Origin of the sequence: Devosia sp. 1635, assembly GCF_013185955.1 — a bacterium.
In the GTDB taxonomy this organism is placed as follows: Bacteria; Pseudomonadota; Alphaproteobacteria; order Rhizobiales; family Devosiaceae; genus Devosia.
Genome location: NZ_JABAOM010000002.1, coordinates 349,915 through 362,377, shown reverse-complemented (window position 1 = coordinate 362,377; position 12,463 = coordinate 349,915). Strand labels below are relative to the sequence as shown.

Here is a 12,463-nt window from a genome sequence, read left to right as displayed (position 1 = left end):
AGCCGGCTTTGACCGGCTGTGATCGGACAAAGGATGCGCGGGTGGACAGGCAGGACTGGCAGGCAGATGCCCGGGAAGTGGAAGCGATCGTCGGTGGGCGTCATGCCGACCCGTTCGCCTTTCTGGGCTTGCACGAGAGTAACGGACAGATGGTGCTGCGCGCATTCGTGCCGCACGCCGAGAAACTGAGCGCTTGGACGCTGGGCGGCGAGTTCCTTGGCCAACTGTTGCAGAGCCATCCGGCTGGTTTTTTCGAAGGCCCGGTCCCGCTAGCTGCCCGCCAGCCGATCCGCTATCGGGCAAGCAATGCGGGCGGGGAGTGGGATGTCTATGATCCCTATTCCTTTGGTCCCGTACTCGGCCCGCTCGACGACTACTATATCGGCGAAGGCAGCCATCTCAGGCTTTACGACAAGCTTGGCGCGCATGAGATGGAATTCGAAGGCATCCATGGCACTCACTTTGCTGTCTGGGCGCCCAATGCGCAGCGCGTGAGCGTCGTTGGCTCGTTCAACGAATGGGACGGCCGGCGCCATCCCATGCGCAAGCGGCTAGATACCGGGGTCTGGGAAGTCTTCATCCCCGTGCTCGGAACGGGCACGCTCTACAAATACGAGATCGTCGGTCCCGACGGCGTCACCCAGCCGCTCAAGGCCGATCCTTACGCCCGCCAGGCGGAAATGCGCCCGCGCACCGCTTCCGTGGTCCCCGATCCATCGCCCTTCGTGTGGACGGATGCCCAATACATGGAAGAGCGCCGCTCCAAGGATTGGCGGCGCATGCCTATGTCCATCTATGAGGTGCATCTGGGCTCATGGCGCCGCAAGCCCGATGGCGGCTTCATGTCCTATGAACAGCTTGCCGAGCAGCTGGTCCCCTATGCCGCCGACATGGGCTATACCCATATCGAGCTGATGCCGATCACCGAGCATCCCTATGATCCGAGCTGGGGCTACCAGCCCACCGGGCTTTATGCGCCGACGGCAAGGTTCGGCGATCCCGCAGGCTTTGCCCGCTTTGTTGATGCCGCTCATGAAGCCGGCATCGGTGTTATTCTCGACTGGGTGCCCGCGCACTTCCCCACCGATGCGCATGGTCTGGCGCATTTCGACGGCACCGCACTGTATGAGCATGCCGATCCACGCCAGGGTTTCCACCCCGACTGGAACACGGCGATCTACAATTTTGGCCGGCGCGAGGTTGTGTCCTTCCTCGTCAACAATGCCCTGTATTGGCTCGAGCAGTTCCACCTTGACGGCTTGCGCGTCGATGCCGTCGCCTCGATGCTTTATCTCGACTACTCCCGCCAGCCCGGCGAGTGGGTGCCCAACCAGCATGGCGGCAACGAAAACCTGGAAGCGGTCGAGTTCCTGCAGCGGGTAAACACAGAAGCTTATCGGCTGCATCCGGGCACATTCATGATCGCCGAAGAGTCCACGTCCTGGCCCGGGGTGAGCCGCCCCGTTGATGCGGGCGGGCTGGGCTTCGGGTTCAAGTGGAACATGGGGTTCATGAACGACACCCTGCGTTACATGAGCCGCGAAACGATCCACCGTCGCTATCACCACAACGACATGACCTTCGGCACGGTCTACGCGTTCACGGAAAACTTCGTGTTGCCGCTCAGCCATGACGAGGTGGTGCATGGCAAGAAGTCACTGATCGAGAAAATGCCGGGCGATGACTGGCAGAAATTCGCCAATCTGCGGGCTTACTACGCCTTCATGTGGGGCCATCCTGGCAAGAAGCTCTTGTTCATGGGGCAGGAGTTTGGCCAACGCGAAGAATGGACCGAGGCCCATTCGCTGGATTGGTGGCTGCTGGAAGCAGGCATGCATGAGGGACTGCGGCGGCTCGTTGCCGACCTCAATGCTGCCTATCGCCAGCTTCCCGCCCTGCACGAGCGTGATTGCGAGCCGGAGGGCTTTGAGTGGGTCATTGGCAATGACCACGCCAATTCCGTCTTTGCCTGGTTGCGCAAGGCCCCGGGCGCCGATCCGGTGCTGGTGGTCTCCAACATGACCCCCGTGCCGCGCAGCAACTACAAGATCCCGATGCCGATTGCCGGCAAGTGGGTCGAGCGTATCAACACCGATGCGGGTTGGTATTCGGGCAGCAACACGGGCAACCAGGGTGCAGTGACCGCTTATCCCGTTGAAGGCATGCACTGGCCGGCGGAAGCCGAGATTTATCTGCCGCCGCTTTCGACACTGTTCTTGAAATTCGAACCTGCGTGAACCGGCGGGGGCCGAAGAACGCTCCGGGTCAAACCGGGCTATTTTGGAGGGATTAAATGGCTGATTATCGGGCGCCGTCGCCGCTGGCACGCGAGGCGATGGCATATGTGTTGGCCGGCGGCCGTGGCACGCGGTTAATGGAACTGACCGACCGGCGCGCCAAGCCGGCCGTTTATTTCGGCGGCAAGTCGCGCATCATCGATTTTGCCCTGTCCAACGCGATCAATTCGGGCATTCGCCGGATTTCAGTGGCCACGCAGTACCAGGCCCACAGCCTGATCCGGCACTTGTCGCGCGGCTGGAACTTCCTGCGTCCGGAGCGTAACGAAAGCTTTGACGTGCTGCCCGCCAGCCAGCGGGTGCGGGAGGATATGTGGTATGCCGGCACCGCCGATGCCGTGTACCAGAACATGGACATCATCGAGGATTCCGGCGCCCGCTATATCGTCATCCTCGCGGGCGACCACATCTACAAGATGGACTACGAAATCATGCTGCGCCAGCATGTGGACACTGGCGCCGATGTGACCATCGGCTGCCTGGAAGTGCCGCGGATGGAAGCCACCGGCTTTGGCGTGATGCATGTGGATGGCCGCGACCGCGTCGTCAATTTCGTCGAGAAACCCAAGGACCCGCCGGGCATTCCGGACAAGCCGGACATGGCGCTGGCCTCGATGGGCATCTATGTGTTCGATACGCGGTTCCTGATGGAGCAGCTGCGGCGCGATGCTGCCACCGAAGGCTCCAACCGCGACTTCGGCAAGGACATCATCCCCTATATCGTCAAGAACGGCACCGCCTGGGCGCACCGCTTCCCACGCTCCTGCGTGCGCTCGTCCAAGGAAGAAGTTTCCTATTGGCGCGACGTCGGCACGATCGACGCCTATTGGAAGGCCTCGATCGACCTCACCGACATCCAGCCCCAGCTCGATCTCTACGACCGCGACTGGCCGATCTGGACCTATGCCGAGATCACCCCGCCGGCCAAATTCGTGCATGATTACGACGGGCGGCGCGGCGCAGCGGTAAACTCCCTGGTCTCGGGCGATTGCATCATCTCGGGCGGCTCGCTGCAGCGCACGCTGCTCTCGACCGGGTCGCGCGTCCATTCCTATTCGGAACTCAACGAAGCGGTGGTGCTGCCCTATTGCGACATCGGCCGCAGCGCCCGGTTGCGCAAGGTGGTGATCGATCGCGGCGTCAACATTCCCGAAGGCCTGGTGGTCGGCGAGGATCCCGAGTTCGACGCCAAGTGGTTCCGCCGCAGCGATGATGGCGTGACGCTGATCACCCAGCCCATGATCAACAAATACCTGGCGAGCCGATGATCGAAGTTCTTTCGGTCGCGTCAGAGGTTTACCCGCTGATCAAGACCGGCGGCCTGGCAGATGTGACGGGCGCCTTGCCCGCCGCACTGGCTGGCCGCGGCGTCAATATGCGCACCCTTGTCCCCGGCTATCCAAGCGTGCTTGGACAGATGGAAGGCGGGCGGGTGGTCAAGGAAGTCGACGATCTCTTTGGCGGTCCCGCACGGCTGCTGGCCGGCCGGACGGCTGGCCTCGACGTGATCATCATCGATGCGCCGCATCTCTATAATCGCCCCGGCAATATCTATGTCGGCCCCGAAGGGGACTGGCCGGATAGCTGGCAGCGTTTTGCCGCGCTGGGCTGGGTCGGGGCTGAACTGGGCATGGGCATGGTGGGTGGCTATCACCCCCAGATCATCCATGCCCATGATTGGCAGGCGGGCCTTGCCCCGGCCTATATCAAGTTCGGCCGCTCGGACCGGATCAAGACCGTGATGACCATCCACAACATGGCATTCAAGGGCTTCTTCGGCGCCGAGATTTTTGGCCAGCTCCGCTTGCCGCCACAGGCCTTCAGCGTGCACGGCGTCGAGTACTATGGCGGCATTTCTTACCTGAAATCGGGGCTGGAATGCGCTGACTTTGTCACCACCGTGAGCCCCACCTATGCCGAGGAAATCCGCACGCCCGAGTTCGGCCTTGGCCTCGAAGGGCTGCTGAACGCCCGCCAGAGTACCGTTGCGGGTATTCTGAATGGCATTGACACCCAGACCTGGAACCCCGCGACCGATCCGGCGCTGGCGCAGAAATATACCTCCAGCACTGTGCATATGCGTCGCGTCAACAAGGCCGCGGTGGTTGAGGAGTTCGGCCTCGACGGGGCCGACGGTCCGCTGTTCTGTGTCGTCAGCCGCTTGACCGACCAGAAGGGTATGGACCTGCTGCTGCAAGCTGTGCCCGACCTGATCGGGGCCGGTGGGCGGCTCGCGGTCCTGGGCTCGGGAGAAGCTTATCTTGAGGATGGCTTCCGCCACATGGCCGCTGCTTACCCCGGCAAGGTTGGCCTCGTCGTGGGCTATAACGAGAACCTGTCTCACCTCATGCAGGGCGGGTGCGACGCTATTGTGATCCCCTCCCGGTTCGAGCCCTGCGGGCTGACCCAGCTTTATGGCCTGCGCTATGGCTGCGTGCCGGTTGTCAGCCGCATCGGTGGCTTGGTCGATACCGTGATCGACGCCAATCCCGCAGCGCTGCGGGCGGAAGTCGCCACCGGATTTCAGTTTGCGCCCAACAGTGTCGAGGCCCTTTCTGAAGCCCTGCGCAAAGCCGTCCGGCTTTACCGCCAGGACAAGGTTTGGAAGAAAATGCAACGCCGCGGCATGAAGGCTGATGTGTCCTGGGAAACCAGCGCCGGCCTTTATGCAGACCTTTATGCCTCTCTCCTCCGGCTCAAGAATGACGATGATCAAGACGATTGAAACCACGCCTTACCCCGACCAGAAGCCGGGCACATCCGGGCTGCGCAAGCGCGTAACCGTTTATCAGCAGCCGAACTATGTCGAGAACTACATCCAGGCGATCTTTGACTCGCTCGAGGGGTTTGCGGGCCAGACCCTCGTGATCGGCGGCGATGGCCGGTTCTACAATGATGTGGCCATCCAGAAGGCGATCCGCATCGCGGCTGCCAATGGCTTTGGCAAGGTGATGGTGGGGCAGAACGGCCTGCTCTCGACGCCCGCCGCCAGCCACATCATTCGCCACTACGGCGCCTTTGGCGGCCTCGTGCTCTCGGCCAGCCACAATCCGGGCGGACCGGACGGCGATTTCGGCATCAAGTACAATATCGGCAATGGCGGGCCGGCGCCCGAAAAGATCACCGATGCGGTGTTCGCGCGCACCAAGGTGATCGAGAGCTACAAAACCGTCGATGCGCCCGATGTGGCGCTGGGGCAGGTGGGTAGCCAGCGCGTCGGCGACATGGTGGTCGAGGTGATCGACCCCGTGGCTGATTACGCTGCCTTGATGGAAACTCTCTTCGACTTCGACGCCATCCGCGCATTGTTTGCCGGTGGTTTCCGCATGACCTTTGATGCGATGCATGCGGTTACCGGGCCCTACGCCAAGAATATCATCGAGGACCGACTGGGTGCTCCTCAGGGCACTGTCGTGAGCGGCACACCGTCGCCTGATTTCGGCAACGGCCACCCCGATCCGAACCTCGTCTATTGCAAGGACATGCACGACCTGCTGATGACGCCTGAGGGTCCTGATTTCGGCGCCGCCTCTGATGGCGACGGCGACCGGAACCTCATTATCGGCAAGAACCGCTTCGTTACCCCCTCGGATTCACTCGCGCTGCTCGCCGCCAATGCGCATCTCGCGCCCGGCTATCGCAACGGCATTGCCGGGATTGCTCGTTCCATGCCCACCAGCGCCGCGGCAGACCGGGTCGCGGAAAAGCTGGGCATCGAGATGCACGAGACGCCCACCGGCTGGAAGTTCTTCGGCAATCTTCTCGATGCTGGCCGCGTCACCATCTGCGGCGAGGAAAGCGCGGGCACGGGCTCCAATCACGTGCGCGAAAAGGATGGGCTCTGGGCCGTGCTGCTGTGGCTCAACATCATCGCCGCGCGCGGGCAGAGCGTGGACGAGATTGTGCGCGAACATTGGGCCACTTACGGGCGCAACTACTATACGCGGCACGATTATGAGGAGGTCGATGCCGCTATTGCCAATGCGCTGGTCGATGATTTGCGTGCGCGCCTGCCGAGCCTTGCCGGCCAGACCTTCGGCGAGGACCTGCAGATCGCCTATGCCGATGACTTCACCTACCATGATCCGGTGGATGGCTCCACGAGCGCCAAGCAGGGCATTCGCATCGGTTTTACCGACGGCTCGCGCATCGTCCTGCGCCTGAGCGGCACGGGTACCGTTGGTGCCACCTTGCGGCTTTATCTCGAGCGTTACGAGGCGGCCGACGGACGTCACGATCTGGAAACGCAGATGGCCTTGGAGCCTTTGATCGCCATTGCCGACCAACTTGCCGGAGTTCGGCAACGCACCGGCCGTGAGGCACCGAGTGTTATCACCTGAGATGGTGCCGCGGCTGCTCCCCGGCCGCGGCAACACCCATGATCTGGGGGCGACGATCACCCCTGAGGGGGTCAACTTCGCGGTTTTTTCCTCTGCTGCAACAGCGCTTTGGGTATCGATCTTCGATGAGCATGACAGTGAGGTTCATCGCTTTCCATTCGATGTGCATCACGACGGTATCCATGCCGCTCTGATCGCCGGTCTGGGCGTCGGCACGCGCTACGGGCTGCGTGTCGATGGTCCATATGCGCCCGATAGCGGCTTGTTTTTCGATCCCGCGCGGCTCCTCGTTGATCCCTATGCCCGGCAACTGGATCGGGCCTTCGCCTATTTGCCCGACTTGCGTTGCCCACGAGACCCCTCCTTCGATGCCGCGCCACTGGTGCCCAAGGCCGTCGTGGTCGAAAAGCTTGCGGCTGCGATTGGACCGCTCCTGACGACTCCCAAGTTCTTCTACGAGCTCAATGTGCGTGGTTTCACCATGCGCCACCCCCAGGTCCCACCGGCCGAGCGCGGTACGCTGAAGGGCTTGGGTGCGCCGGCCGTGATCGAGCACTTCCAGCAGCTTGGCGTCGACACCCTGCAGTTGATGCCCGTGACCGCCTGGATTGACGAGCGGCACCTGCCGCCGCTGGGGCTGAGCAATGCCTGGGGCTATAATCCCATCGCCTATGGCGCCATTGATCCGCGCCTTGCACCCGGCGGTATCGCCGATCTACGTCAGCTCACGGACCGCTATCGGGAGGCGGGGATTGCGGTGATCCTGGATGTGGTGTTCAACCACACCGGCGAAAGCGATGCGCAAGGCCCAATCCTGAGCCTCATGGGTCTCGATCCGCAAGCTTATTTCTGGTTTGCCGATCGCGAAGAACGGCAGGAACTCGTCAATTATACCGGCACTGGCAATACGCTGCGCTGCAATCATCCAGCGACGCAGCGCCTCGTCATCGACAGCCTGCGCTTTTGGGTGGAGGAGGGCGGTGTATCGGGCTTTCGCTTCGACCTGGCGCCGGTGCTGGGGCGCGAACCAGAGTTCAATCCCCGCGCCGAACTGCTCGAGCGGATCAAGGCCGATCCACTGCTGAGCCGGTGCATCCTTGCCGCGGAACCCTGGGATCCGGGTCCGGGCGGCTATCGGCTGGGCCAGTTCGGGCCGCCATTCCGGGAGCACAACGACACTTATCGGGATGGGGTGCGGGCCTTTTGGCGGGGCGAGCCCGGCTCCATCGGCCGGTTTGCAGCCAAGCTTGCCGGCAGCGCCGAGTTGTTTGACCGCGATGGGCGCACGCCCGCTTCAGTGATCAATCTGCTGGCGGTGCATGACGGCTTCACCCTGCGTGATCTAGTGAGTTATGCGCACAAGCACAACCAAGCCAATGGCGAAGACAACCGCGACGGGCACAATCACAATCTCTCCTGGAATTGCGGCGTGGAAGGGGAAACCGAGGATGCGCAGATCAATCTAGCCCGCCGCCGCGATGTGCGCGCGCTGCTCGCCACGCTGCTGCTGTCGCGCGGCGGCATCCTCCTGCAACAGGGCGACGAGTTGTTCCGCACGCAAGGAGGCAACAACAATGCCTATGCGCAGGACAACGAGATCACCTGGCTGGACTGGTCCAACGGTGATCGGGAGCTAGCGGCCCTTGTTGCTGCCGTTTACGCTTTTCGCCAGGAGCATCCGGCGGTGCATGCTGACCGCTTCCTCAACGGGACCGGAGCCGCCGGGCACCGCGACGTGACCTGGTTGCACCCATCGGGTCACGAGATGAACAGCGTCGAATGGGAGCATCCCAATGCTTCGGTTCTGGGCATGCATCTCTGCTACGGCTCCGATGACGTGCTGATCTGGTTTAACCGCCGGCACGATAGCCTCGTCGCGCAACTGCCCGCTGGCGACTGGAGTGTGGGCCTCGCTTCCGACCTGCACCCGGTGATCGGCGGCGGAACGGTTACTTTGGGGCCCCGTTCGGTAGTGGCTCTGGTTCGGGGAAAGGCAGACAATGATCATCGCCCAGCTCAGTGATATCCACGCCAACGGAACCCGAGAGGCGCTGGCCCGGCTCGATGCCGTGCTGACCTGGCTGCGCCCTCTCGCGCCCGACGCGGTAATCGTGAGTGGGGACCTGGCGGAAGATGGCGCACTGCAAAGCTATGCTGATGTTGCCGAACGGCTGGGATCGCTCAAGGCGCCGGTTCAGGTGGTGCCCGGCAATATGGATCACCACGGCCCCATGCGGCGCGTCTTCGGCGCCGAGCACAGTTGGGGGCTGCAGGGCGCGCTTCACAGCATCAGGGATCTGGGGTCGCTGCGATTGATCGGGCTGGATGTGACCGTGGCCGGTCAGCACCATGGTGACGCTGCACCCGTGCTAGGGTGGCTCGCGGAGCAGCTGGCGGAGCAGGGCCCGCCAGCGCTCCTGTTCCAGCACCAGCATCCTTTTCGCTGCGGGATCGACAACAAGGATCGCAATATTTGCCTTAACGGCGCCGCCTTGGCGGACACGATCGCTGCGGCTGCCTCGCCGGTGCTGGGCCTTACCTGCGGGCATGTGCACCGACCATTGTTCACGAGCTTTGCCGGCCGCCCCGCCACGATGGCTCCTTCTGTGGCGCGCTCCAACAAGCTGCGCCTCGATGGCAAGGAGGCTCAACGCGTCGACCCGCCCGGGCTGATGATCCATCATTTCGCCGATGGCCGTCTGGTCAGCCATGTGGTGATGATCGCTTCCTAGTCCGACGCCTCGACCATGCCCATGCGGCGGTAAAAGCGTTGCGCCACTATGTTGTCGGCCTCGACCTTGAGATCAACCTGGGTCAGCCCCTCGGCGGCAAAGACGACCAAGGCGGTGCGCAGCAAGGCTGCGCCAATACCTCGATGGCGCCACCCTGGCGCAACAGCCAGATCCTTGATGAAGCCACTAGTCCAGCACTGGGCAATGCCGATGGGCCGGTCGTTCGCGTCCGCGGCGATGATGACGAGCTCGGGATGAAACTCGTCATCCTCGACAAGCCCTGTCCACCAGGTCTCGAAGGGCGGGACACTGCCGCCGCCATCGCGGTAAGCCAGCACCAGCAGATCGTGCAGGTCTCGCGGTCGGGCCTCCGCCAGCGGCATCCGGTATGTGCCTTGGGGCCAGACCGGCGCCGGCGGCGAGCCCGTAAGGCTCGCCCGCAAGCGCAGAAAGACGGTCACTGCTATTCCGCCGCCGCGGTCACCTCGGCCAGCCCGCCGGCCTTTTCGATGAAGGCGATGATCTGATCGAGGCTTTCGCGTCGCAGCAGGTCGGTGAACACATAGGGGCGGCCCTCGCGCACCTTTTGCGTATCGCTTTCCATCACTTCAAGGCTGGCGCGCACATGTGGCGCCAGATCGGTATGGGTGATCACCAGCAGGTCCGAGCGCGAGATCGCCGGGCCGCCCTTGCGCGGGATCTTTTCGCCCTGGGCCACCGAAATTACATAGATGGTGAGGTCAGCCAGGTCGGGCGAGAAGGTTGCGGCCAGATTATCGCCGCCGCTTTCGATCAGGATGATGTCGAGATCGGGGAACTTGCGGTTGAGCGCGTCGATTGCGGCCAGGTTCAGCGAGGCATCCTCGCGGATCGCCGTATGCGGGCAGCCACCGGTTTCCACCCCAACAATGCGGTCTTCCGAGATCGCCTGCACCCGGGCGAGGATCAGCGCGTCCTCCTGGGTGTAGATGTCGTTGGTCACCACGGCCATGGAATAGCGCTCGCGCATGGATTTGAGCAGCATTTCACATAGCGTCGTCTTGCCCGAACCGACGGGACCGCCAATGCCGATGCGGAGGGGACCGTTGAGCGACTTCATAGGAGCCTCAAGAGAACAAGTGCCAGAAAGCCCAGCCCGATAAACAGGCAAAGCGGTGAATAAACCCGCCGGTCGTTGAACCGGAAGCTTGGTTCAGGCGTCCGTTCCGCCCAGCGGGCGGTATAGCCCAGGCCTCCTCGCGCCAAAAATGGGATTGCACACAGCCCGCCGACCAGTGTCAGGGTGGCGCCGCCGCTGTCATGGTCCGCGAGTGCCAGGGCGACGATGCCGGCGGCCAGCGTGCCGATTGCTACGGCAAGCGAAACCAGCCGAGGCGGCATCCGCGTGACGCCCGGGGTGCCCACAATGGTTTGGGCGAGCAATTGCTCGTTGCGGATCGGCCAGGTTGTGCCCACCGACCAGAGTAGGTGGGCAAACGAAACCGCCAGCAAGGGAATGAACATGAAGGCGGCAATGAACATGCTCATGAGCGGAAGATTCTCGTATGGAGGGTCTCGTGGGCCATTTGCGCGATATCGGCGGCATAGGCAATGCCCCCGATCTCGTTTAGGCCAGCGCTCCCGCACAACGTCGCCACTTGCGCGACCGCCGGCTCCAGCGCAGCCATGATCCGCAAGCCATCGGTTTGACCGATGGGCACGAGCCGCACAGCCACCGAGACCTGCGCATGCACGGCCGCAGTGATGAAGGCCAGGAGTGTGGCGCCGGGCTCAAGCCCGTGCTTGCCGGCAATGGCGCCTACGGCGATGGGGTAGGGGCAGGGCTGGGGCAGCACCAGGGTCCCCGTCCGAGACCAGGCCTGCGCTGCCGCAGCAAAGGCATCGCCGGTAGTGACGGTTTCCGTGTGTCGTTCTCGCGCCGGCGTCAGTGCGAGGCACAAGTCGGCAAGCTCACTTAATGCTGCCGCGTCATCGGCCACGCGATGGGCGGCGGCCAGGAGGATGGCGTCGGTGCGCAGCCCACCATGATGCAGGCTGCCCTCGATCCAGTCCTGCGTCGTGGCGCGGTCATGCACCACACGGGTCTGGATGGCGGTTTCGAGCCCCGCCGACCACGCGAAAGCCCCGACGGGAAAGGCGGGTGACAGCCAGGTCAGCAGCTTTTGCAGGTCGCCGCCGCTCATCGGTTAAGCAAGGCGTGCCCGGCATCGCCATGGCTGTGATAGGCGCCGTGCTCGGCGAAAAACGGCTCGGAGATATTGGTGATGCGCGCACCGAGCCCTTCCAACATGGTTTTGAGCACGTGATCGCGCTTGATCAGGATGCGATCCGCCTCCAATTGCGCTGAAGTGTGGCGATTGCCGATATGCCAGGCGAGCCGCACCAGATGGGCGCGATCGTCGGCCCGAATCTCATAGAGCAATTCGTCCGCAGCAATGATCCCTGCAAGGCGCCCGTCCTCGAGTAGCAAGGCCCCGTCATGCTCAAGGGTCAGGGTTTGGGGAAAATCCACCAGCACTTCGGTGCCACCGCGCAGGGTCAGGAGCTTGCGGCGTAGGCGCCGCTCGTCATGGGCAAGACTGATGACGTCAAAGGCATCCCCACGGCCATGGCCGGGGGGCAGGTGGGCGGAGGCACGCAGCATGGGTTCACTCTGTTGCCTGAACGAGGGCTCAGGGGGTGTTGTTGACTTCACTACAGGTATTGATCGGGTCGGCATCCTCGCCTTCGGTGATGTCGATCAGCGTCGCGTCGACACCCTTGGTGGACCAGATGAATTGCCCCGCGGCATAGCGCACACCCGAAGCGGAGAGCACCGCGGCAAACACCAGCGGTTCGGTTTGGTCGGGCACGGGCAGGATGGCGAGGAAGTTGGGGGCGGCATTGATGTATTGCACGCTGATGGGATCACCCACTTCGCAATCATAGACGGTGACTCGGCGCTCCAGATCGCCACCTTCGTTGCCCAGCGTTATGGAAACGCTGGTCTGCGCTGCCATGGCTGGCACCGCCGTGCCGGTGAGCACCGCAAGCGCGGCCAGAACTCGTTTCGTGATCATCGTGGCTCTCCCTATCGACCTCAGCCCAAAGACTT

General features: G+C 63.0%; 12 protein-coding genes. 6 read left to right on the top strand and 6 right to left on the bottom strand.

The annotated features are described in order from the left end of the window. The first annotated feature begins 41 nt into the window (after positions 1-41). The 6 genes from glgB to HRU92_RS08585 are packed head-to-tail and all read left to right on the top strand — an operon-like array spanning position 42 to position 9,369. A complete protein-coding gene (glgB, locus tag HRU92_RS08610) occupies positions 42-2,237 on the top strand; it encodes a 1,4-alpha-glucan branching protein GlgB (RefSeq protein ID WP_349236713.1) in 2,196 nt (731 codons plus the stop codon). A 56-nt stretch (positions 2,238-2,293) separates the two neighbouring features. Then, positions 2,294-3,565, top strand: a complete 1,272-nt coding sequence (gene glgC / locus HRU92_RS08605) for a glucose-1-phosphate adenylyltransferase (protein WP_127753609.1) — start codon at positions 2,294-2,296, stop codon at positions 3,563-3,565. Continuing rightward, positions 3,565-5,022, top strand: coding sequence for a glycogen synthase GlgA (glgA, locus tag HRU92_RS08600; RefSeq protein WP_173088232.1), 1,458 nt, complete (start codon positions 3,565-3,567; stop codon positions 5,020-5,022). Before glgC ends, glgA begins: the two co-directional genes overlap by 1 nt. Beyond that, complete coding sequence (locus HRU92_RS08595; protein ID WP_173088041.1) at positions 5,000-6,637, top strand: alpha-D-glucose phosphate-specific phosphoglucomutase; 1,638 nt, start codon at positions 5,000-5,002, stop codon at positions 6,635-6,637. Before glgA ends, HRU92_RS08595 begins: the two co-directional genes overlap by 23 nt. Next, the gene (glgX, locus tag HRU92_RS08590; RefSeq protein ID WP_349236866.1) at positions 6,624-8,660 is read left to right on the top strand and encodes a glycogen debranching protein GlgX; all 2,037 of its coding nucleotides are present in this window, start codon (positions 6,624-6,626) and stop codon (positions 8,658-8,660) included. Before HRU92_RS08595 ends, glgX begins: the two co-directional genes overlap by 14 nt. After that, complete coding sequence (locus HRU92_RS08585; RefSeq protein ID WP_127753606.1) at positions 8,638-9,369, top strand: metallophosphoesterase; 732 nt, start codon at positions 8,638-8,640, stop codon at positions 9,367-9,369. The genes glgX and HRU92_RS08585 overlap by 23 nt, the downstream gene beginning before the upstream one ends. Here the strand turns inward: HRU92_RS08585 and HRU92_RS08580 are convergent. The 6 genes from HRU92_RS08580 to HRU92_RS08555 are packed head-to-tail and all read right to left on the bottom strand — an operon-like array spanning position 9,366 to position 12,428. Then, complete coding sequence (locus HRU92_RS08580; protein WP_172123688.1) at positions 9,366-9,830, bottom strand: GNAT family N-acetyltransferase; 465 nt, start codon at positions 9,828-9,830, stop codon at positions 9,366-9,368. The two genes, HRU92_RS08585 and HRU92_RS08580, sit on opposite strands and share 4 nt — an antisense overlap. A gap of 2 nt (positions 9,831-9,832) precedes the next feature. Further along, complete coding sequence (gene ureG / locus HRU92_RS08575) at positions 9,833-10,468, bottom strand: urease accessory protein UreG (RefSeq protein ID WP_127753604.1); 636 nt, start codon at positions 10,466-10,468, stop codon at positions 9,833-9,835. After that, positions 10,465-10,896, bottom strand: coding sequence for a DUF3995 domain-containing protein (locus HRU92_RS08570; RefSeq protein ID WP_172123687.1), 432 nt, complete (start codon positions 10,894-10,896; stop codon positions 10,465-10,467). Before HRU92_RS08570 ends, ureG begins: the two co-directional genes overlap by 4 nt. Then, positions 10,893-11,552: an urease accessory UreF family protein gene (locus HRU92_RS08565; protein ID WP_127753602.1), complete on the bottom strand. Its 660-nt coding sequence runs from the start codon at positions 11,550-11,552 to the stop codon at positions 10,893-10,895. Before HRU92_RS08565 ends, HRU92_RS08570 begins: the two co-directional genes overlap by 4 nt. Beyond that, complete coding sequence (locus tag HRU92_RS08560) at positions 11,549-12,013, bottom strand: urease accessory protein UreE (RefSeq protein ID WP_172123686.1); 465 nt, start codon at positions 12,011-12,013, stop codon at positions 11,549-11,551. The genes HRU92_RS08565 and HRU92_RS08560 overlap by 4 nt, the downstream gene beginning before the upstream one ends. Positions 12,014-12,041: 28 nt before the next feature. Next, positions 12,042-12,428 carry an MliC family protein gene (locus tag HRU92_RS08555; RefSeq protein WP_127753600.1) on the bottom strand — a complete coding sequence of 129 codons (387 nt, stop codon included), beginning with the start codon at positions 12,426-12,428 and terminating at the stop codon, positions 12,042-12,044. Positions 12,429-12,463 lie beyond the last annotated feature (35 nt).